The 21,202-nt window shown below is 64.2% G+C and carries 16 protein-coding genes; 12 read left to right on the top strand and 4 right to left on the bottom strand.

Translation table 11 applies throughout. From position 1 onward, the window contains the following. Window positions 1–9 precede the first annotated feature (9 nt). The 4 genes from GYM46_RS16075 to GYM46_RS16060 all read left to right on the top strand — a co-directional run bounded on the left by GYM46_RS16075 (window position 10) and on the right by GYM46_RS16060 (window position 5,798). Window positions 10–3,198: an efflux RND transporter permease subunit gene (locus GYM46_RS16075; RefSeq protein WP_066551543.1), complete on the top strand. Its 3,189-nt coding sequence runs from the start codon at window positions 10–12 to the stop codon at window positions 3,196–3,198. Beyond that, complete coding sequence (locus GYM46_RS16070; protein WP_164952720.1) at window positions 3,198–4,385, top strand: acyltransferase family protein; 1,188 nt, start codon at window positions 3,198–3,200, stop codon at window positions 4,383–4,385. Before GYM46_RS16075 ends, GYM46_RS16070 begins: the two co-directional genes overlap by 1 nt. A gap of 62 nt (window positions 4,386–4,447) precedes the next feature. After that, the gene (locus tag GYM46_RS16065; RefSeq protein ID WP_335621858.1) at window positions 4,448–5,113 is read left to right on the top strand and encodes a HupE/UreJ family protein; all 666 of its coding nucleotides are present in this window, start codon (window positions 4,448–4,450) and stop codon (window positions 5,111–5,113) included. A gap of 13 nt (window positions 5,114–5,126) precedes the next feature. Then, entirely contained in the window at window positions 5,127–5,798 is a 672-nt protein-coding gene (locus tag GYM46_RS16060) for a transmembrane anchor protein (RefSeq protein WP_066551546.1), read from the top strand. 80 nt (window positions 5,799–5,878) lie between these two features. On the opposite strand, the gene GYM46_RS16055 is transcribed toward GYM46_RS16060, so the two are convergent. Continuing rightward, on the bottom strand, window positions 5,879–7,204 hold the full coding sequence (locus tag GYM46_RS16055) for an MFS transporter (protein ID WP_066551547.1): 1,326 nt from the start codon (window positions 7,202–7,204) through the stop codon (window positions 5,879–5,881). Between the two features lie 56 nt (window positions 7,205–7,260). Here GYM46_RS16055 and GYM46_RS16050 point away from each other — a divergent pair, with 56 nt between their 5' ends. Together GYM46_RS16050 and GYM46_RS16045 are read left to right on the top strand one after the other, a co-directional pair. Next, complete coding sequence (locus GYM46_RS16050) at window positions 7,261–7,620, top strand: MerC domain-containing protein (RefSeq protein ID WP_164952719.1); 360 nt, start codon at window positions 7,261–7,263, stop codon at window positions 7,618–7,620. A gap of 69 nt (window positions 7,621–7,689) precedes the next feature. Then, window positions 7,690–7,965 carry a metal-sensing transcriptional repressor gene (locus GYM46_RS16045; RefSeq protein ID WP_066551548.1) on the top strand — a complete coding sequence of 92 codons (276 nt, stop codon included), beginning with the start codon at window positions 7,690–7,692 and terminating at the stop codon, window positions 7,963–7,965. 499 nt (window positions 7,966–8,464) lie between these two features. On the opposite strand, the gene GYM46_RS16040 is transcribed toward GYM46_RS16045, so the two are convergent. Further along, window positions 8,465–9,043: a recombinase family protein gene (locus tag GYM46_RS16040; RefSeq protein WP_164952718.1), complete on the bottom strand. Its 579-nt coding sequence runs from the start codon at window positions 9,041–9,043 to the stop codon at window positions 8,465–8,467. Between the two features lie 237 nt (window positions 9,044–9,280). Beyond that, window positions 9,281–9,439, bottom strand: coding sequence for a hypothetical protein (locus GYM46_RS16035; RefSeq protein WP_156494638.1), 159 nt, complete (start codon window positions 9,437–9,439; stop codon window positions 9,281–9,283). A 182-nt stretch (window positions 9,440–9,621) separates the two neighbouring features. Between GYM46_RS16035 and GYM46_RS16030 the strand changes: the two genes are divergently transcribed. The 6 genes from GYM46_RS16030 (at window position 9,622) to GYM46_RS16005 (ending at window position 20,477) form a co-directional block, all read left to right on the top strand. Then, a protein-coding gene (locus GYM46_RS16030; RefSeq protein ID WP_115616106.1) for an IS3 family transposase occupies window positions 9,622–10,808 on the top strand; the annotation gives its coding sequence in 2 pieces (ribosomal slippage) (window positions 9,622–9,883 and window positions 9,883–10,808; 1,188 coding nt in all). Between the two features lie 247 nt (window positions 10,809–11,055). Further along, entirely contained in the window at window positions 11,056–12,711 is a 1,656-nt protein-coding gene (locus GYM46_RS16025; RefSeq protein ID WP_066551550.1) for a Mu transposase C-terminal domain-containing protein, read from the top strand. Beyond that, window positions 12,705–13,604 (top strand): TniB family NTP-binding protein, encoded by a 900-nt coding sequence (locus GYM46_RS16020; protein ID WP_174085111.1) that lies wholly within the window; start codon window positions 12,705–12,707, stop codon window positions 13,602–13,604. Before GYM46_RS16025 ends, GYM46_RS16020 begins: the two co-directional genes overlap by 7 nt. A gap of 1,099 nt (window positions 13,605–14,703) precedes the next feature. Further along, a complete protein-coding gene (locus tag GYM46_RS16015; RefSeq protein WP_156494639.1) occupies window positions 14,704–15,051 on the top strand; it encodes a hypothetical protein in 348 nt (115 codons plus the stop codon). Between the two features lie 265 nt (window positions 15,052–15,316). Further along, window positions 15,317–16,990, top strand: coding sequence for an MFS transporter (locus GYM46_RS16010; RefSeq protein ID WP_008262186.1), 1,674 nt, complete (start codon window positions 15,317–15,319; stop codon window positions 16,988–16,990). A gap of 118 nt (window positions 16,991–17,108) precedes the next feature. Further along, window positions 17,109–20,477, top strand: a complete 3,369-nt coding sequence (locus tag GYM46_RS16005; RefSeq protein WP_232216233.1) for a hybrid sensor histidine kinase/response regulator — start codon at window positions 17,109–17,111, stop codon at window positions 20,475–20,477. Here GYM46_RS16005 and GYM46_RS16000 read toward each other — a convergent pair. Next, the gene (locus tag GYM46_RS16000) at window positions 20,474–21,085 is read right to left on the bottom strand and encodes a response regulator transcription factor (RefSeq protein ID WP_008262719.1); all 612 of its coding nucleotides are present in this window, start codon (window positions 21,083–21,085) and stop codon (window positions 20,474–20,476) included. The genes GYM46_RS16005 and GYM46_RS16000 overlap by 4 nt on opposite strands. Window positions 21,086–21,202: the final 117 nt, after the last annotated feature.

Raw genomic sequence — 21,202 nt, 5'->3', positions numbered from 1 at the left:
GCGCGCATCATGCTTGAAAGCATCATCGCGCTGTCGATCCGGTTCCGCTGGGTCGTCATGGCGCTTGTCCTGGTCGCGGCGGCGGTCGGCGTCTGGAGTTTCCAGAAGCTGCCCATCGACGCGACGCCGGACATCACCAATGTCCAAATCCAGATCAACACGGAGGCGCCCGGCTATTCGCCGCTCGAAGCCGAACAACGCATCACCTTCCCGGTGGAGACGGCGATCGCCGGCGTGCCGGGCCTGTCCTACACCCGGTCGGTCTCGCGCTACGGCCTGAGCCAGGTCACGGTCGTCTTCGAGGACGGTACGGACGTCTACCGGGCGCGGCAACTGGTCAATGAACGGCTTCAGACCGCCATCGGTCAGTTGCCGCCGGGCCTGTCGCCGGAGCTGGGGCCGATCGCCACCGGCCTGGGCGAGATCTTCATGTACACGATCGAGGCCGAGCCGAGCGCGCGCAAGCCCGACGGTTCGCCGTACACCCCGGAAGATCTGCGCACGCTTCAGGACTGGGTCATCCGTCCGCAGATGCGCAACACGCCCGGCGTCACCGAGGTCAACACCATCGGCGGCTTCGTGCGCGAGTATCACGTCACCCCGCGCCCCGAACGGCTCGCCGCCTATGGCGTGACCATGAGCGAAGTGGTTGAGGCGTTGGAGCGCAACAACGCCAATGTCGGCGCCGGCTATGTCGAACGCTACGGCGAGCAGTGGCTGATCCGGGTGCCCGGTCAGGCCGCGACGCAGGAGGATCTGTCCAACGTCGTGATCACGACGCGCGGCGGCGTGCCCATCCGGGTCGCGGAAGTCGCGGAAGTCGGGCTGGGAGAGGAACTGCGCACCGGCGCGGCGACGGAAAACGGCAAGGAGACGGTGCTGGCCACCGTTCTTATGCTGGCCGGTGAGAACAGTCGGGTCGTGGCCCAGGCGGCGGCGGCTCGACTGGAGGAGGCGTCCAAGGCCCTGCCCAAGGGCGTGGTCGCCTCGCCGGTCTATGACCGCACCAATCTGGTCGAACGTGCTGTCGCCACCGTCGAGAAGAACCTCGTCGAGGGCGCGCTTCTGGTTATCGTCGTGCTGTTCCTGCTGCTCGGCAACATCCGCGCGGCCCTGATCACGGCGGCGGTCATTCCGATCACCATGCTGCTGACCATCACCGGCATGGTCCAGGCCGGGGTGTCCGGCAATCTGATGAGCCTCGGCGCTCTGGACTTCGGTCTAATCGTCGACGGCGCCGTCATCATCGTCGAGAACTGTCTGAGGCGTTTCGCCGAGGCGCAGCATCACCACGGTCGACTGCTGACACGCGACGAGCGGTTCAAACTGGCGGCCGAGGCCTCCAGCGAAGTGATCCGTCCGTCCCTGTTCGGCGTGCTGATCATCACCCTGGTCTATGTGCCGATCTTCGCCCTGGACGGGGTCGAAGGTAAAACCTTCCACCCCATGGCCATCACCGTGGTCATCGCCCTGACCGGCGCCCTGATCCTGTCACTGACCTTCGTTCCGGCTGCGGTCGCAATGTTCGTCACCGGCAAGGTTCAGGAGAAGGACAGCTTCCTGATGCGCTGGGCGCGTGTGGGCTATCAGCCCGCGCTCGACTTCGCGTTGAAGGCGCGTGTGCTGATGATCGGCGCCGCCGTCGCTCTTGTGGCGATTTCGGGCGTGGTCGCCTCGCGGATGGGTTCGGAGTTCGTGCCGAACCTGGACGAGGGCGACATCGCCATGCACGCCCTTCGTATTCCCGGCACGAGCCTGAGCCAGGCCATCGAGATGCAGACCGCGCTCGAAGCCCGGCTGGCCAAGTTCCCGGAAGTGGAGCGGGTTGTCGCCAAGATCGGCACCGCCGAAGTGGCCACCGACCCGGTGCCGCCTTCGGTCGCCGACACCTTCATCCTGTTGAAGGACCGCGACGAATGGCCGAACCCCAGGAAGCCGAAACTCCAGCTTGTCCGCGAGATGGAAGAGGCGGTGAATGAAATCCCCGGCAGCAAGTACGAGTTCACCCAGCCGATCCAGATGCGGTTCAACGAACTGCTCTCCGGGGTCCGCGCCGATGTGGCCATCAAGGTTCACGGCGACGACCTGGATCAACTGGTGGCGCTCGGCTCTCAGATCGAGGAGATCGTCGGCGCCATTCCCGGCGCGGCCGATCCGCAGTCCGAACAGGTCACCGGCCTGCCGATGCTGCAGATCACGCCGAACCGGGCCGCCATCGCGCGTCTGGGATTGAGCGTCGATGACGTCCAGTCGGTGATCGCGACCTCGATGGGCGGCACGACCGCCGGTCAGATCTTTGAAGGCGACCGTCGCTTCGACATCGTCGTGCGCCTGCCCGAAGATCTGCGATCCAACACCGACGCCATCGGCCGCATCCAGGTGCCGCTGCCGGCGGCGGACGGTCAACCGCGCGGCTTCGTACCTCTCAGCGAGATTGCCACGATCGGGCTCGAAACCGGTCCGAACCAGATCAGCCGAGAAGACGGCAAGCGCCGCATCGTCGTCACCGCCAACGTCCGTAATCGCGACCTGGGCTCCTTCATCGGAGAGGCCCGCGAGCGGATCGAACGGGAGGTGGAGCTGCCGGCTGGATACTGGGTCACCTATGGCGGCACCTTCGAACAGCTGATCTCCGCCGCCAAACGGCTTCAACTGGTTGTGCCGGCGGTGCTGCTGCTGATCTTCGGTCTGTTGTTCGCCCTGTTCCGCTCTTGGAAGGACAGCGCCATCGTCTTCTCCGGCGTGCCTCTGGCCCTGACCGGCGGCGTGGCGGCCCTGGCGATGCGTGGTCTGCCCATGTCGATCTCGGCGGGCGTCGGCTTCATCGCGCTTTCGGGCGTGGCCGTGCTGAACGGGGTGGTGATGGTGACCTTTATCCGGTCGCTGATCGCCGAGGGGCAGCCTGTGCCTCAAGCCATCCGGGAAGGGGCGCTCACCCGCCTTCGCCCGGTGCTGATGACCGCCCTGGTCGCCAGCCTCGGCTTCGTGCCGATGGCGCTGAACGTGGGCGCCGGCGCGGAAGTGCAGCGTCCGCTGGCCACCGTGGTCATCGGCGGCATCGTCTCCTCGACGGTGCTGACGCTGCTGGTCCTCCCGGCCCTCTACAGCCTCGTTCACGGTCGCACGCCTTCGGGTGAGCGGTCAGGGCGCGGGCTTCTGGATCATCTGCCGTTCCGCAACGGGCGCCGGAACGTCTGATGACCGCCGCGCTTCCTGAAAAGCGCGGCGGCGGGGTCGGCGGGATTCCCCCAGTCGCGCCGACCCATGCCTTTCCCGAACGGATGCCGGTCCTGACCAGCATCCGTTTCTGGCTCGCCCTCGGCGTGGTGCTGTTCCACTATCAGCTCAACATCGTCGCCGAGGGCGGGATGGGCGTCAGCCTGATCGAGCGTGCTCGCCTCGCGGTCGATTTCTTCTTCATCCTGTCGGGCTTCGTGCTGTCGCACGTCTATGGCCGTCAGGTGCGCGACGGGACGTTCCACTATGGACGCTTTTTGACCGCACGCATGGCCCGGATCTATCCGGCGCATGGCCTGATGCTGGTGCTGATGGTCGTGATCGTCAGCGTCGCCGTGGCCCTGGGCCAGCCGTTCGACAGCCAGAGCTATTCGTTCGCCGGGCTCGTCGCGGCGGCGGGCATGATCCACGCCTGGTTGCCCGCGTCTGTCCCGAACGAATGGAACGGGCCGTCCTGGTCCCTGTCCGCCGAATGGGCCGCCTATCTGGCCTTTCCGGTGTTCGCCTGGATCGGTCTTCGTTCCGGCCGCAATCCCTGGCTCACCCTGGGGCTTGCGATCGCAGGCTTCGTCGCACTGGACGCCTTCTATCGCTGGCGTTTCGGCGAAATCCTGACCCATGCCGAGCTTGTTCTCGGCGTGCTCAGGATCGCACCGGAGTTCCTGTACGGCGTGGCCCTTTATCAGCTCGGCGCCCGGCTGAAGCTCTCACCGACAGTCACTCGACTGGCGGCGGGGCTCAGCGTTGTGACCCTGTTGGCCATGATGCACTTCGCCGCCGACGAGCGGCTGACCGTCGCGGTGGCGGGTCTGGTCATCCTGACCCTGGCCTTGCTGGCGCGCACGGACGCGGCGTTCGCCGCGCACCCCTGGGCGGTGGAGGCGGGCGAGGCCTCCTACGCTCTCTATCTCGTCCACCTGCCGCTTCTGATCATCTGGAAGAACGGCATGGCTCTGCTGCACGGCGTCGACAGCACCTATCGTCTCCCCTTGTGGGAAGCGGCGGTGTTGCTGGCGCTGACGATCGGCGCGGCCTTCGCGCTTCACGCCTTCTGGGAAAGGCCCGCTCGGCTTTGGCTGAGATGGTCGATCCGAAAGGGCGCCGACGATCGCGCCACAATCCCTCCCACATCGAAAGAGAAATCATGACGTCAATCGCGCGTCACGACCCCCGGTCGTGGCTCCGATCGCCCTGGACCCTCGCGCTCCTCGTGATCGGATTCCTCTTCATGGAGGGCCTGCTCAGCCAGGTCCTCGCTCACGGCGTCGCCGAAGGCGACAAGGGCTATATCCAGGAGACCTCGGGCTTCCTGTTCTGGCCGTTCGTCTATCTCGGCGCCAAACATATGGTCACCGGCTACGACCACCTGCTGTTCCTGTTCGGCGTGATCTTCTTCCTCTACCGGATGAAGGACATCAGCATCTATGTGACCCTGTTCGCCATCGGTCACTCATCCACCCTGCTGCTCGGCGTCCTGACCAATATCAGCGTCTCCAGCTATGTAGTGGACGCCATCATCGGCCTGTCGGTCGTCTACAAGGCGCTCGACAATATGGGCGCCTTCCAGAGATGGTTCGGCTTCCAGCCCTCGACCAAGGGGGCGACCCTGATCTTCGGTCTGTTCCACGGCTTCGGCCTGGCGACCAAGCTTCAGGACTTCCAACTCTCGCCTGACGGCCTGTTCCTCAATCTGGTCGCCTTCAATATCGGCGTCGAGATCGGGCAACTGCTCGCCCTGGGCGGCATCCTCATCCTGATGGGCTTCTGGCGGCGTTCGAACAGCTTCTGGGAACACGCTTATCTGACCAACGTCGTGCTGATGACCCTCGGCTTCCTCCTGACGGGCTATCAGCTCGTCGGCTTCTTCGTCATGTGATCGGAGACCTTCCATGTACAACGCAAACCGTCCCGCCCGTTCCGACCTGCCTTCGACCGGGCAGTTGCTCAAATCGACCGGCATCGCCGCCGCCGTCGCCTCCGTGCTTCTGGTCACCATCGTCATGCCGTCCGAATACGGGGTCGATCCGACCCGCGTCGGCTCCATTTTCGGCCTGACCGAGATGGGTCGTATCAAGGTTCAACTGGCAGCCGAGGCCGAAGCGGACGCCGCCGCCGACGCCGCCGCCGGATCGGGGCTTTCCGCCGCGCCGCCGCTCGATGTGGCGACACCTGCCGCCGGGGCGACCGCTCCCGCAGCCAGTCCTTCGCCGACTGCGCCGGCCGTCCAACCTGCGCCGACCGCCGAGGTGCGGACCGATGAAACCGTGCTCACGCTCGCACCCGACCAGGGCGCAGAGATCAAGTTGGTGATGGTCGAGGGCGCCAAGGCGCGGTTCACCTGGACCAGTAGCGGCGGCAAGATCAACTTCGACACCCACGCTGACCGTCCAGGCCTTTCCTACCACGCCTACGGCAAGGGCTCGGCGCAGCAGCAGTCGGGCGAACTGACCGCCGCCTTCACCGGCGCCCACGGCTGGTTCTGGCGTAACCGCACCGGTGCGCCGGTGACCATCACCCTGCAAACCCAGGGCGCCTATACGGAGATCAAGCGGGTCGTGTGACCTGACTTGTATGACGTGCTGATCGAAGGCGCGTCATGGGTTCTGGTGGAGCGTTGTCCTGCTTGCGCTCCACCAGCGCCTCATGATTTCGGCCAACGCCGATGCTGGTCGTCGATGACGACCGGGTGGGCGTGGACCACGCCGCCGTCCTTGAGCCTTACGCCCTCGGCAAGGTGAGGATCGTCCGTCGTCAGTCCATCGTGGCTGTGCACCACATTCAACGGGTCATGCGCCGGCCAAACGACAAGGCCCAGCACGAGACCGGCGGCGCACAGCGCCGAGAGGACGAGGAAGGCCGCCGTCGGGTTCGCTTCGGCCGAGACGAGACCCGCCACCGGATAGGCGATCAGCCAGCAGGCGTGCGACAAGGCGAACTGTGCGGCGAACAGGGCAGGTCTGTCCCCGGCGCTCGACGACCGGCGAAGCGCGCGACCGGCCGGCGTGATGGTGAGCGAGTAACCGAAGCCCATCACGATCCACAGTCCGATCAGGATCGGATAGGACCGGGCAATCAAGGCCCCCGCCAGAAGCACACAGGTCATGATGCCGGCCCCCATCAGCATGGCGGTGCGGTCCTTCAGTCGATTGAGGATACGGGGCAGGACGACGGCCGCCGTCATGGACCCGGCCCCGAACGCCGCGAGCGCCCAGGCCGTCGCCTGCTGGGGCAGGTCGAACACGGACTGTACGATGACCACAGTGTTCACGAAGACCATGGCCCCACCCGCCGCCGTGGCCAGGCTCACCGCGAGCAGGCCACGCAGCCGAGGCGTGAAGGCGAACAGCCGCACGCCGCCGGTCAGTCGCTTGAGGAACGGCAGGGGCTGGGCTGATGACGGACGGGGCAGAAGCGCCGTCACCACGAAGCCTGCCGAAAGCACGAAGCCGATCGCCGTTCCGACGAAGAGGTTGTTGTAGCTGATGACGGCCAGCAGCAGGGCGGCGACCACAGGGCTCGCCACGCTCTCCAGATCGGCGGCGAGACGCGAGAGCGACAGGGCCTTCGTATATTCGGCCTCGTCCGAGAGAAGATCGGGGATCATGGCTTGGAACGCCGGTGTGAAGGCGGCAGAGGCGACGTAAAGCACGGTCATCAGGGCGTAGACCTGCCAGGCCTGTCCGACGAAGGGCAGGGCGACCGCCACGCCCGCGCGAACGAGATCCAGACAGACCAGCAGCGTCTTGCGCGGCAAGCGCGCCGCAAGGGCGCTCGCGAACGGCGCGACGCCGATATAGGCGATCATCTTGATGGCCAGGGCGGCGCCGAGGATTTCGCCCGCGTTCGCGCCCGCGAGGTCGTGCGCCAACAGTCCCAGGGCCACGGTCGCCATGCCCGTCCCCAGCAGGGCGGCGACCTGAGCGATGAAGAGGTGCCGATATGCGGCGTTTCGAAGCGGAGAGAACATCTTTCAATGCCTGACTGACAGGGGTAAATGTTACGGCGTAACATTGGAGAATATCGTTGTCGGAAGCCCTCACGCCTCGTCGTTCTGAAGACGTCCTGGGCGCCGGCTTGTCCGTGGTGTGCCTGCTCCACTGTTTGACGGCGCCGGTGCTGGCGAGTGTTCTTCCGTTGGTCGGCCTGGCCACGACGGAGTGGCTGCATGGGCTTTTCGCCCTAGTGGCGGCGACGTTCGCCTATCTGTCGATCCTGCGTCGCCCAAGCGTCGAGATCGCTGTCAAAGCCGTCGCCGTACTGGGAGTGGGATCCCTGGTGTTTGGTGCGACGGAAGTCGCGGGCCATGGCTGGACCGTCTGGAGCACTGTGTTCGGCTCTATCCTCCTGATCTCCGCCCACATCGTTTCGATGCGTCGCATGTGAAGCTGATCGCCGGTCGGTCAGCGTGATTTCATCTTGCCGTATCCCCTCCAGGGGGATAGGTCAAATTCCATGGCTCATGTTTCTCACGCATCCCACCCGGACGTCATCAAGCGGCTCAAGCGCGCCGAAGGTCATTTGCGGACTGTGATCGGAATGATCGAGGCGGAGCGGTCGTGCCTGGACCTGGCGCAGCAACTGCACGCGATCGAGAAGGCCGTCGCCGCAGCCAAGAAGACGCTCATCCACGACCACATCGACCACTGCCTTGCCCACGCGGCCGAGGGCGATCCCGCCGAGGCGCGTCAGGCCATGGGCGAGTTCCGGGAAATCACGAAGTATCTTTGAAGGGCGTCTAGGCGACGGATCTTGATATTGTGGAAATCAGCACGGTGCGCTCGCGAATGCCTGCTGCGGCGCTTAGCCGGTCTGAGCGGAAGTAAGGGTAGGACGCCTCACCCGTTGAACTAGTCATTGTAGTCCGATTGGGCCTGAGTGGATGCGTCTTTGGATTGTATTTACCCGGCCGATCTAGTTGTGCTCTCGAACAGGGAGAGGCTCGATGAAGTTGACGTCCGGTACTTCGGTCCAACTGCTTGGTGGGTGGCTGGTTGGAGCCTCAATGCTTCTGGTGCTTACGTTTATCCTTTGGGGTGTGAGCATCGGACATTCGATGGAGGCCGTCAGGGTGTCAGCCCTAGCCTTGGCGCCTATGGCGGTTGGCTTGGCGATGTATCGCTTTGACATCCGAAAGACCCTCTCAGCGATCTGATGCGCCTGGAGTGGGGCTGTAAGCTTATTTGTTGTGGCCCGGTGGGTTCTTGAAACTGATCGAGGACGCTGGATATCACCTGCTGCCGAGCTTTCCAGCTGCAGCACTTCTTGCGATTGCTCTATAAAGCGTGCTGCGAGAGACGCCTAAGGACGAAGCGACCCCTTCCATAGTTTGATCAGGGTGGCCGAGAAGCAGCTTAGCCTGCTTCAACTGCCTTTCGGACAGGATAGGGCGGCGCCCGCCTTGCTTACCCCGAGCGCGAGCGGCCGCTAGTCCGGCCATCGTCCGCTCGCGAATAAGGTCCCGCTCCATCTCTGCCAATGCAGCCATCATATGGAAGAAGAAGCGACCAGCAGGGGTTGTTGTGTCGATACCATCAGTAAGGCTTCGAAACTCGACACCGCGTTCTCGTAAGTTTCGCACGAACTCTACGAGTTGACCAACAGTCCGCCCTAAACGGTCGAGCTTCCACACGATGAAGACGTCGCCCGAGCGCGCATGGGATAGCGCGTCCCGTAATGCTGTTCTTTCCGAGCGTACCCCCGAGGCCGCTTCTGAGAAGACTCGCTCGCAGCCAGCCTTTTCGAGAGCGTCGATCTGGAGGTCGAGTTTTTGATCCGGGGTGGACACCCGCGCGTAACCTAACAGCATGTGTCAGAACTCATTGGCGCTCATAGAAGTGACCCATTGAATCAGCGACAGGGTTTTGACACAAGTCGCGCGTTGTAATGGCTGAGCGCGGCTAGACGGCCAGTCGCCATGTCAGAAACGGTCGTTTTTGACATCTCCCGCAGACAGACTGGCCAAGCTTGAGTCCTAGCTTGGGTCTTAGATCACAGGGGAGGGGCATTGATTCAAAGCGCTGCTGTCACCCGACCGCAACGGAGCCTACTTCGTCTTGCGCTCTTCATCTTCGAGGCGTTTGATGCGCTCGGCGAAAACCTTCTCGAAGATTATGCGCAGGCCTTTGAGCGCCAGGCCGCCGAGTAGGAAGGCAGTTATGCTCGTAGCGGCCATAGCCAGAAACCTCAGAGATAAATCATCCATGCGGCGGATCCTCCGAACGTCCGGTTTACACCATAATGCGCGAGGCAACCGTTGAAGACCATCTTGGTGTTCGCGCCCAACACAGATGATATGTGGTGCCACCGCCTAGAGTCGGCCCTGACGTGCCCCTGAGAATTTCCTCCACGCGGAGCTAGAGTCCGCCCCTTGAAAGGACGGACGGAATGAAACGAGCGAGATTCACGGAAGAGCAGATCATCGGGATCCTGCGGGAGAACGAGGCCGGCGCGAAAGCGGGCGAGCTGGCGCGCAAGCACGGCGTGTCTGAGGGCACGATCTACGCCTGGAAGGCCAAGTTCGGCGGGATGAGCGTGTCGGACGCCCAACGCCTCCGGGCCCTGGAAGATGAGAACGGAAAGCTGAAGCGCCTGCTGGCCGACGCCATGCTCGACAAAGCGGCGCTGAACGATCTGCTCTCAAAAAAGTGGTAGGGCCCGCAGCGATGCGCCAGGCCGTCGCCCATCTGAAGGCGGCGTTCGGCGTCAGCGAGCGGCGGGCCTGCTTCATCATCAAGGCCGATCGAAAATCGGTGCGCTATCGCTCCTGCCGTCCGCCGGACACGGCGCTGCGGGAGCGGTTGCGCGCGTTGGCCGTGGAGCGGCGACGGTTCGGCTATCGCCGGCTGTTCGTGCTGCTGCGGCGTGAGGGCGAGCCTTCGGGCAAGAACCGGATCTACCGGCTCTATCGCGAGGAAGGCCTGACGGTGCGCAAGCGCCGCTCACGTCGTCGCGCCATCGGCACGCGGGCGCCGATCCTGGTCGAGGTCAGGCAGAACGCCCGTTGGTCGCTGGACTTTGTGCACGACCAGTTCGCCACGGGCCGCCGCTTCCGCATTCTCAACGTGGTCGATGACGTCACCCGCGAGTGCCTGGCGGCGATCCCCGACACCTCGATCTCGGGACGCCGCGTCGCGCGTGAGCTGACCGCGCTGATCGCTCGGCGGGGCCGCCCTGCCATGATCGTCAGCGACAACGGCACGGAGTTCACGTCCACCGCCATACTGGCCTGGGCGCAGGATCATGGCGTCGACTGGCACTACATCGCGCCGGGCAAGCCGACCCAGAACGGGTTTGTGGAATCCTTCAACGGGCGGATGCGCGACGAACTTTTGAACGAAAGCTTGTTCTTTAGCCTCGACCACGCCCGCCAGAAGGTCGCTGCCTGGGCGCTGGACTACAACACCCGCCGGCCGCACTCATCAATCGGCTACCTCACCCCGGAGGCTTTTGCCGCCAGTCTGACCGCAACAGGCCGACCCGCTGCGCAGGATGAAAGCTGCGCGGTCCGGCCTGTTGCTCATCCCACGCTGCGAGGCGTAACTAACCCAAGGACTCTGGTCGCCGCTGGATGAAAACTCAGGGGCACGTCAGCCCCAGCACGGTCAGTTTCCGGCGCAGGTGAATCGATGGACTAATCCAGATTGAGTCGGAGACCACTCTGACTCCAGGGATATCCAACAGCATCCCAGCTCGCCCGCATACCGGGGGTGGCACCCTGGCATTGGACTTGACGCCCACGCCCGTCGAAAATGTCTTGCCGAGCACGATTTTAGCAGCAACCTTTCAAAACCTTGGGTTTCAGGTTCCTAGAGACGCCGAATGTCGGTCGACCTGCTAGACGCCGAAGAGCCAGACGAACCGGACGCCGCGTGGCGTGCCGCCGCTGAAGCGCGGCACGTGCTCCTGCCGTTGGCGCAGATGGGCAGGAAGCGCCGAGCCGCGGTCGATGCAGCTGCAGCGCAACTGAATATTTCCACGGCTAAAGCCTACCGGATGATCGCCCTTTTGAAGGAGGATGATCGGGCATCTGCGCTTCTGCCCGAAAAGCGCGGAAGATCGCCGGGATCCTCAATGTACGATGCCGCAGTCGAGGCAATCATTTTGGAGGTTCTCCAGAAGGATTACATGTCCGGACAGCAGCCGCGCGTAGCCCACGTCTTGGCAACGGTTCGCGCACGCTGCCGAAAGGCCGGTTTAAAACAGCCTGGACGCAAGGGGCTGATGGCGCGCGTACAAGCGCTGGATTTGCACGACCGCCTAAAGGCGCGTCGAGGAAAGAATGCCGCCGAAATCGCAACGCCCCGACCAGGTGAATTCGTCGCCGAACGGCCAAACCAAGTCTGGCTCATCGACCACACCGAAGGCGACATCATACTCGTTGATCGCCGTTTCCGCCTGCCTATCGGTCGTCCCACCGTCACGCTGATCATCGATGCGTACACTCGCATGTGCGTGGGTTGTTACGTCAGTCTGGGCAAACCTTCTCGCATCCAGTCCGGCATGGCGCTGCTCCGAGCATTTCTTCCCAAGGAGGGGCTCCTAGAGCAAGCAGGGCAAGATTGGGACTGGCCGTGCCAGGGGTTTCCCGAAATCGTTCACTCCGACAACGGTTCAGATTTTCGGTCGGACGCCTTCAGGCGCGGCCTCATCACCTACGGCATCACCCCAAAATTCCGGCCCGTCAGGGAGCCCCGATACGGCGCACTGATCGAGCGCTACATTGGGACAACAATGGGTGAACTGCACCTCGTGCCCGGAACAACCTTTTCCAATGTGTCCGACCGTGGCGAGTACGACAGCGAAGCGAAAGCCGTTATGTCGCTGGACGGCTTCGAGAGGTGGCTGTTCCTTCAGATAGGCCGCTATCACATCTCGCCGCATCGAGGGATTGGCGGCTTCACCCCCATATCTCGCTGGAAAGAGAGTGTGAACGCAGGGTTCCGGCAAAAGGACGCGCCACCGGGCGCAGCCGTGGACATCATGCTCGCCTTCTTGCCAAGCGATCGTCGCAAGCTGCGCAATACCGGGATCCATTTCAAAAGCCTTCGCTATTGGTCGGCCTGGTTGGGCGCGGCGGTACGGCGCGGCGGAGTTGCAGTCGATCTCAGATACGATCCCAGAGATATGTCCTTCGTGTGGGTCGAGTGGGAAGGGCGATGGGAACGGGTCCATCTGTACAAGCGCCAGGCGCCGTTCACATTGCGCGAGCATGAACTCGCTCTAAAGGCCCTCCGTGAGGCGGCGGTGGCGACAGTGGACGAGGACATGATCCATGCCAAACGCGAGGAAAGCGAGGCGCTAATCGCTTCCGAGGCCGCAACCACCAAGCGAGCTCGCCGGCGCCTCGAGCATGGGGAACGCTCTTTGGAAGTGGCGCAGACCATCTACGGCGAACCCGAGCCAGCCAAACCGATCATCACCGATCTGGTCTTCTCTAAGCTGGCCAAATCGAAACGGATCGTGGAGGAATGGTGAGCTCCCTGCCTGCCGGCTCCCCAACGAACGAGTTGCACCGTCTCGACGACATTCTCCGAGACAGATGGCTTTCGAATCCGGTCAGCGACGCAGCATTGGAGAGGGCCCTGATGGCTCTCCTCAGCGCGGGGCGCATCCGTCCCCGCGCCCTTTTGTTCACCGGTCCGCCGAACTCCGGAAAGTCGGCTCTTCGTCAGAAATTAATGATGGAGATGGGCAGGCTAGGAACGCTTCCTGGACGCGGCCGACCGCCGGTCACACTGGAGATTGAGGCGCCCACAGAGGCAGACGAAGGCAGGTTTTACGAAGCGATCCTGGAGGCCGGTCACCGCTACATTCCAAGCGGCGCAGCGCGCACCTTACTCCGCGCCGTCAACTCCTTCTTTGAGGACTTGCGACCGGATGCGCTTCTCATCGACGAAGCGAACAACCTGAGCGTCTTTACGGGTGTCCGCGGGGCGGTGTGCCTGAATGCAATCCGTCGCCTCTGCAACGTCCACAAGGTCTCGCTTCTTTGCTTTGGCACCCCGCCTGCCAAAATGGCGTTCGAGGCTGATGAGCAGCTGGAAAACAGGTTCGAAATCGTCGAACTCGCTCCTCTCGCACCGGCTGATTTTGTGGAGTTCGTCACGTTGCTCTCAGAGGCGATGCCGCTTCAATTCACTGCGGAGTGGACCTCTCAGATGCTCGATACGGCCTACGAATTAACGGGAGGATATGTCGGGCGCGCGGCTTATCTAATCAAGGAATCTGCAATCGAAGCGGTCCGCATCGGCACGGAGCAAATCACCGCAGAGATCATCCAGGCCCCTGAACTTGCTACCCGACTGGGTGCCCTTGATCTAGCGCGTCGCTACGCAGGCCGGCGGACGCGAGGTCCTCGCAAGAGATGATTGAGCCATACACAGACGAGGCGGTGAGCTCTTGGGTCCGTCGGATGGAACTGCGCGGCCTGCTGCCGCCAGGATTCAACGAAGCTCCGAGCGACGACCTTGCACCATCGCCTCAATTAATCGCGGCAGCGCGAAACCTGGGGGAGGGGGCCGGCTTGGTTCTTGAGCGATCAGGCCTCCATCGACACTGGCGCCACGCGGATGTCGACGATCTGATGGAGAGATCCGATTATTGGCAAGGCAAGGCATGTCGCGAGTGTCTTGAAGAGGATGCCCGGCAAGGAAGGGACCAATATCTGCGCCGGGAGTGGCTATTTGTGTGGCGGACGACGTGTTCCCGCCACGGCCTTCCTCTCCATGCGATCATATCCTCCGTCCTCGCCCCAGTGATCGTCGCCGGCGAGCGGACGAGACGAGTGAAGCTGCTCCGTGAAGTCGATCTTCGCAGCGACCCATTCCTCAAGCCGGGGAGGGCGACGCCATGGCACTCCAGGAAAGTGCCGCCGGCATATGTCATCGTCTTTGAGGAGGCATGCATGGCTGCCCTGGGGGGAGCGCCCTTGGATCATTTCTGGTGCTGTGGGCCTCGATGGACGAAGGCGCGGACGACATTCCTCGACCTAGCCGACCTCCTATTATCGCCTGGGAAGAGCGATCAAGAACAACCAGTTCGAATGCTGCCCAACGGGATCGAGACCCCATTTTGGGGCAACCTCCGCTTTGGCCTCAAAGCGATGCGATCACTTTCGCCGGCTTGGCAATCCAGTTGTATGCACGCGCTCGCCACCGTGCTTGCTGACCCCTCTCGGTTTGAACTCGTCGTTGAGCACAGTTTTTTTGGCGGGTATCTGGGCGGCAGGGCCTCAGCTCGACGGCAAATTGGTCCGTTGGGACAATTGGCGCTTAAAGACCCTCTAGCTATTGTCTTCGCAAGCGCCGCAGATTCCGATCTGCATCGGTTTCTCGAAGGTGCTGCTCGGTGGCCTAGTCCGTTTCTTCTTCGGGCCAGAACTGCGGCCGCCATCGCTCTTACGCTGACGTAGCTCCCTAGACGGCGGACTCCAGCTTTGCGATTCTGCACATCGCAATGGAGAAAAGCTTGACCGCCAAACTAACCACGTCGTCAGACACCCGCTTTAGAAATATGTCTTTGCGCATGCCGCGAAAGGCACACGACGCCATTAAAGCCTTGGCACGAGATCAGTCTGCGCGCGCGTCGGATCTCTACATGGAGATAGTACAGGGTTTCGTCTTAGCCGAGCTTCCAGGGCGCAGACATTTCTTTGCGGTCGAGAACGACGCGCCGGCCGTCACAATATCCGTATCCGCATCATTTGCAGCTTTGGTTCGCGACACGGCAAGCAGCAGGAAAGTCAGTTCGAACGAACTGATCTACACCGCCGTCGCTCTGCACCTCGAACGCGATGGTAGCGCCGAAAACATTTGAGGCATCGAGTCTCATATTTACGGCACAAGAATCGCAGATTTACGGAACAGAACGGGCCAGAAACCCTAGAGTCTCAGCATTATGGAAAACTCACATCGTCACGCAGTCGGACGTCTAAATTGCGCATAATATATCTTAGGCGTATATTATGTTCGACCAAAGTCTCCCTGACGCTTCCCGCGCGACGATGCCAACGTCCCTGCAATGCGCAGCGTATGCGGCGTGAAACGGTCGGAAAGACCTGATAGCTGGGAGGCTAACGCAAATGACGGACAGCGCCATTGGTGCGCCGGTCGATGATGAATATGTGGTCGGCAAGAACGACAAGCTGGTGATCCTGGCGTCGTCGGTCGGCACTGTCATCGAGTGGTATGATTTCTATCTGTACGGGTCGCTCGCCGCGATCATCACCGTGCAGTTCTTCTCCGGCGTGAATGAGACGACCGGCTATATCTTCGCCCTGATGGCCTTCGCCGCCGGTTTCGCGGTGCGGCCGTTCGGCGCGATCGTCTTCGGGCGCCTGGGCGATCTGTGGGGCCGCAAGAACACCTTCCTGGTCACCATGCTGCTGATGGGCCTCTCGACCTTCGTGGTCGGTCTTCTGCCGCCCTACGCCGCCATCGGCATCGCGGCGCCCATCATCCTGGTGCTGATGCGCCTGATCCAGGGCCTGGCCCTGGGCGGCGAGTACGGCGGCGCCGCCACCTATGTCGCCGAGCATGCGCCGCACGGCAAACGCGGCTTCTACACCTCCTTCATCCAGATCACTGCGACCGCCGGCCTGGTGCTCAGCCTGGTGGTCATCCTGGGCGTTCGCGTCGCTGTGGGTGAAGAAGCCTTTGCGGAATGGGGTTGGCGGATTCCGTTCCTGGTCTCGATCCTGCTGCTGGCCGTGTCGCTGTGGATCCGCCTGAAGCTGTCCGAGAGCCCTTCGTTCAAGCGGATGAAGGCCGAGGGCAAGGGCTCCAAGACCCCGCTGAAGGACTCGTTCGGCAAATGGCCCAATCTGAAGCTGGTGCTGATCGCCCTGCTGGGCCTGACCGCCGGCCAGGCCGTGATCTGGTACACGGGCCAGTTCTACGCCCTGTTCTTCCTGGAACGGGTGATGAAGCTGGACGCCACCCTGGTCTATGTGATGCTGACCATCGCTCTGGTCGCGGCCTCGCCCTTCTTCATCTTCTGGGGCTGGCTGTCGGACAAGGTGGGGCGCAAGCCGGTCATTCTGGCCGGGTGCCTGATCGCCGCCCTCACCTATTTCCCGCTGTTCAACGCCCTGACCCAGGCCGCCAATCCGCGCCTGGCCGCCGCCGCCGCCTCGGCGCCGGTCGTGGTCTACGCCGATCCGGCGGACTGCAACGTCCAGTTCGACCCCATCGGCAAGACGGTGTTCAACCAGTCCTGCGACGTGGCCAAGTCGCATCTGGCCAAGGCCGGCGTCACCTACACCAATGTCGCGGCGCCTGCCGGGACGGTGGCCGAGGTTCGCATCGGTGATCAGTCGGTCGTCCAAAGCTTCCGCGGCGACGCCATGACCCCGGCGGACTTCGCGGCTCAGAAGAAGACCTGGGACAAGGGCCTGAGCGAGGCCCTGACCGCCGCCGGCTATCCGGCCAAGGCGGACAGCGCCCTGGTCAACAAGCCGATGGTGGTGCTGATCCTGTTCATCCTCGGCTTCTATGTGACCATGGTCTACGGACCGATCGCGGCGGCCCTGGTCGAGATGTTCCCGACCAATATCCGCTACACCTCCATGTCCCTGCCCTATCATATCGGCAACGGCTGGTTCGGCGGCTTCCTGCCGACGACGGCCTTCGCCATCGTGGCGGCGACCGGAAACATCTACTCCGGCCTCTGGTATCCGATCATCGTGGCGCTGGCGACGGTCGTGCTGGGCTTCCTGCTGGTCAAGGAAGGCAAGGACGTCGATCTGAACGCCTGATCCTGCTTTCGGGCGTGATGAGGGGCGGGCTGTCTTCGGACAGCCCGCCCTTTCATTTGCCTGTCCGCCCTTGTGAAACCCACCCTGCCCGGTTCACATCCCGCTCATGTTCAGCCTGGTGATCCTCGGCCTCGTGGCCGGCTATATGGCGATCCTGTTCGCCGTCGCCTGGTGGCAGGAGCGGCCTGCGGCGCAGGCGCGGGGCCGCTCGCTGGCGCCCTGGGTCTACGCCCTGTCGCTGGCGATCTACTGCACATCCTGGACCTATTATGGGGCGGTCGGCACCGCTGCCCGCGACGGGTGGGAGTATCTGCCCATCTATATCGGACCCGTGATCGGTCTGACCCTGCTCTTCCCCCTATGGCGACGCATAGCCGCCGCCGCCCGGCGCGAGAACGTGGGGTCGATGGCGGACTTCGTGGCGTCGCGCTACGGCAAGAGCCAGACCTTGGGCGCCGCGGTCACCATCGTGGCCATCCTGGGCTCCCTGCCCTATATCGCCCTGCAACTGAAATCCCTGTCGATGGCCGGCGCCCTTCTGACGGCGGGCACGCCGGTGGCGGGGGGAGAACGGCTGACTGTTCTGGCGCTGGCCGGGGTTCTGGCGGGGTTCGCCATCCTGTTCGGCGCCCGACGCCCGGACCTGACCGAACATAATCGCGGTCTGATCCAGGCCATCGGCCTGGAGTCCCTGGTCAAACTGGGCGCCCTGTTGTTCGTGGCGATCTTCGCCCTGGTCCTGCTGATCCATGATGGATCGACCCCGCGTATCATCGAGGGACTGGGCGCCCTCGCCTCGCCGCCCGAGATCACGCCGCGCTTCACGGCCATCACCCTGGTCTCGACCCTGGCCATCTTCTGCCTGCCGCGCCAGTTCCACGTCGCCTTCGTCGAGGGCGCCCAGCCGGCGGACGTGAAGAAGGCCCGCTGGATCTTTCCGATCTATCTTCTTCTGACCAGCCTGGCCGTCCTGCCCCTAGTCGCGGCGGGGGCCCTGTTCGCGCCGGCGGCGAACCCCGATCTTCTGGTGCTGGCCCTGCCGTTCGGGCGGGGTGAGTCCTGGTTGACGGCCATCGTGTTTGTCGGCGGCTTCTCTGCCGCCACGGCCATGGTGATCGTCGAGGCCGTGGCCCTGTCGGCCATGGTCTCCAACAGTCTGATCCTGCCCTTCCTGGCCCGTGACCGATGGCGGGTCAGAGGCGACTCGTCGGACATGGCCGGCACGATCCTGCAGGTGCGGCGCGGCGCCATCGTCGCCGTGCTTCTGCTGGCCTGGCTTTATTATCAGGCGACGGACCAGTCTCGCGGGCTGGCCGCCATGGGTCTGGTGTCCTTCGCCGCCATGGCCCAGTTGGCGCCGTCCCTGTTCGGGGCTGTGCTGTGGCGCGGCGGGCATGCCCATGGCGCTCTGGCGGGCATGAGCGTCGGGGTTTTCGTGTGGATCGTCATGCTGGCGCTGCCCCAGCTGGCGCCCGGCGCCCCCTGGCATCTGCATGTCATGATGGGGGTGAAGGATCCGCTGGCTCTGGGCGTCTTCGTCAGCCTGGGGCTGAACCTCGTCGCCTATGTCGGGGTGTCGCGTTTCGCCCAGCCGCGTCTGATTGATCGGGTGCAGGCGCGGGCCTTCGTGGATCGGCTGGGGCCGGACTGGCTGGAGTCGAAGCCATCGCCGTCCGGCGCCTCGGTCGGCGACCTGCGCGCCTTGGTCGCGCGCTTCATCGGCGACGAGCGGGCCGAACGGGCCTTCGCCGCCTGGAGCGCGGAGACCGACATCCGGCTTCGCGACGCCGACCCGGCCGACGCCGCCCTCGCCCGGGCCGCCGAACGGATGCTGGCCGGCGCCATCGGCGCGGCCTCGGCGCGGCGGGTCATCGCCGCCGCCCTGGCCGGCGGCGGTCGTGCGCCAGAGGATGTCGTGCGGATGCTGGACGAGGCCTCCCAGGCCGTGCAGTTCAGCCGCGACCTGCTGCAGACCACCCTGGACAATATCGACCAGGGCGTGATTGTGGTGGACGAAGATCTACGTGTAACCGCTTGGAATCGCCGTTATGTCGAGATGTTCGGCCTGCCCGTTGGCTTCGTCCATGTCGGCCTGTCGATCGCCAGCATCTATCGGCTGAACGCCGAGCGCGGCGAGAGCCCGGACGATATCGAGGCCTGGGTGGAGCGCCGACTGGAGGCCCTGAGCCGGCGTATCCCGCACGACCACGAACGGCGCCAGCCCGACGGCCGGGTCTTGCGGTCCTCCGGCGCCCCCATCCCCGGCGGCGGCTATGTCACCAGCTACACCGACATCACCGCCCTGCGCCGGGCCGCCCGTCAGCTGGAAGAAGCCAACGAACGTCTGGAAGCCCGCGTGGCCGACCGCACCGCCCGTCTGGACGAAGCCCGGCGCGTGGCGGAGGACGCGACGGCGTCCAAGACCCGTTTCCTGGCCGCCGCCAGTCATGACCTGCTGCAGCCCCTGCACGCCGCGCGCCTGTTCATCGCCGCCCTGAAGGAGGAGCCGGCGGTTTCCGGCCCCGGGGCCGAACCGACCAGCCGCACCCTGGCCGTCAACGCCGACCGCGCCATCGACAGCGCCCACCGCCTGCTGACCGCTCTGCTGAACCTGTCCAAGCTGGAGGCCGGCGGGGTCAAGGCGGCCGTGACCCGCCTGTCGCTGGACGGTCTGTTCGACGAACTGAGACGCGAATATGCGCCGGTGGCCGAGGCCAAGGGACTGGTTCTGACCCTTGTGCCCAGCCGCCTGTGGGTCTCGTCCGACCGGGATCTGCTGCGGTCCATGCTGCAGAACCTGATCGCCAACGCCATCCGCTATACGGACGCCGGTCGGGTGCTGGTCGGGGCGAGGCGGAGCGGCGACGCCGTGCGGCTGCTGGTCTGCGACACCGGACGCGGCATCCCCGATGCGGAACAGGAGATGGTGTTCGGCGAGTTCGTGCGCCTGCCCGGCGCCCCTGTCGACGAGCCGGGCGCCGGACTGGGTCTGGCTATCGTGCGCCGCTTGTCCAGCCTGCTGGACCATCCGCTGGAGCTGAACTCCCGCTTCGGGCGCGGCACCATCTTCCGCATCACTGTGCCGCGCAGCCCGCCGGATCGGGTCGTCGAGACCGCGCCCACGCATGAGGTCCGCCTGCCCCTGGCCGGTCTGCGCGTCCTGTGCGTGGACAACGAGCCGGTGATCCTGGACGCGCTGAACGCCCTGCTGACCCGCTGGGGCGCGCGCCCCACCCTGGTCTCTGGGGTCGAGGCGGCCATGGCCGCGCAAGGACCGTTCGACGCCGCCGTCGTCGATCTGCACCTGGGCGACGGGCCGGACGGATTCGCCGTCATCGACTGGCTGCGGCCGCGCGGGGTGCGCCGGATCGCCCTGGTCACGGCCGACACCCGGGACGGGCTGAACGAAAAGGCCGCCGCCGCCGGGGCCGTGCTGCTGCCCAAGCCGATCAAGCCAGCGACCCTGAAGGCCTTCCTGTCGAGCTAGGAGGGGTCCATCTGTTTGGCCAGGATCACCGCCTGGGTGCGGTTATGGACCCCCAGTTTGCGGAAGACGCTGGTCAGATGCGCCTTGATCGTGGCCTCGGACACGCCGAGGTCGAAGGCGATCTGCTTGTTCAGGCGGCCGGCCTTCAGGCCTTCGAGGATACGCAACTGCGACGGCGTCAGGCTGGCGACCCGCGCCGGCAGGTCGTCGTCCGCGACGTCCGGCGTCTCCGGCGCCCAGCCGTCGCCGGCCAGGATGGCGGCGATGGCCTCGACCATCTCCGGAAGACTTGCCGACTTGGGAATGAAGCCGGCGGCGCCCAGACCCAGGGCGTGGCGCACGACCGTGGCGTCTTCACTGGCCGAGACCACGGCGACCGGCACGGTCGGATGTTCGGCGCGGATGGCGGCCAGACCCGCCATGCCCTCGCTGTCCGACAGTTTCAGGTCCAGCAGCAGCAGATCGACCCCCCCGATGTTCAGGGCGGTTCGGGCTTCGGCCAGACTGGCGCATTCGTCGATCCGCACCCCTGGCGCGGCCTTGTCGACGGCCGAACGCAGCGCGGCGCGAAACAGCGGGTGATCGTCGGCGACGACGATACGATCCATAAGGCGTCCTTCCCTTGCACGGCATGCTTGTCGGCCGCGTCGTCGACAGCATGGCGTGGTTCGACTTTGGTCGAAACTAGACCAATGGCTAATGGCCGCCTACGGCCCAAAAGGAAA

The sequence above is a fragment of the Brevundimonas mediterranea genome, from assembly GCF_011064825.1.
GTDB classification, from domain to species: domain Bacteria; phylum Pseudomonadota; class Alphaproteobacteria; order Caulobacterales; family Caulobacteraceae; genus Brevundimonas; species Brevundimonas mediterranea_A.
Note: the sequence above shows the minus strand (reverse complement) of the source record. Positions and strands in the feature narration are given on the sequence as shown.

Bases quoted from the DNA above. Each gene is read 5' to 3' on its own strand.
- GYM46_RS16075 (WP_066551543.1), top strand. From the start codon at position 10: ATGCTTGAAAGCATCATCGCGCTGTCGATCCGGTTCCGCTGGGTCGTC.
- GYM46_RS16070 (WP_164952720.1), top strand. From the start codon at position 3,198: ATGACCGCCGCGCTTCCTGAAAAGCGCGGCGGCGGGGTCGGCGGGATT.
- GYM46_RS16060 (WP_066551546.1), top strand. From the start codon at position 5,127: ATGTACAACGCAAACCGTCCCGCCCGTTCCGACCTGCCTTCGACCGGG.
- GYM46_RS16055 (WP_066551547.1), bottom strand. From the start codon at position 7,204: ATGTTCTCTCCGCTTCGAAACGCCGCATATCGGCACCTCTTCATCGCT.
- GYM46_RS16045 (WP_066551548.1), top strand. From the start codon at position 7,690: ATGGCTCATGTTTCTCACGCATCCCACCCGGACGTCATCAAGCGGCTC.
- GYM46_RS16040 (WP_164952718.1), bottom strand. From the start codon at position 9,043: ATGCTGTTAGGTTACGCGCGGGTGTCCACCCCGGATCAAAAACTCGAC.
- GYM46_RS16035 (WP_156494638.1), bottom strand. From the start codon at position 9,439: ATGGATGATTTATCTCTGAGGTTTCTGGCTATGGCCGCTACGAGCATA.
- GYM46_RS16025 (WP_066551550.1), top strand. From the start codon at position 11,056: ATGTCGGTCGACCTGCTAGACGCCGAAGAGCCAGACGAACCGGACGCC.
- GYM46_RS16020 (WP_174085111.1), top strand. From the start codon at position 12,705: ATGGTGAGCTCCCTGCCTGCCGGCTCCCCAACGAACGAGTTGCACCGT.
- GYM46_RS16010 (WP_008262186.1), top strand. From the start codon at position 15,317: ATGACGGACAGCGCCATTGGTGCGCCGGTCGATGATGAATATGTGGTC.
- GYM46_RS16000 (WP_008262719.1), bottom strand. From the start codon at position 21,085: ATGGATCGTATCGTCGTCGCCGACGATCACCCGCTGTTTCGCGCCGCG.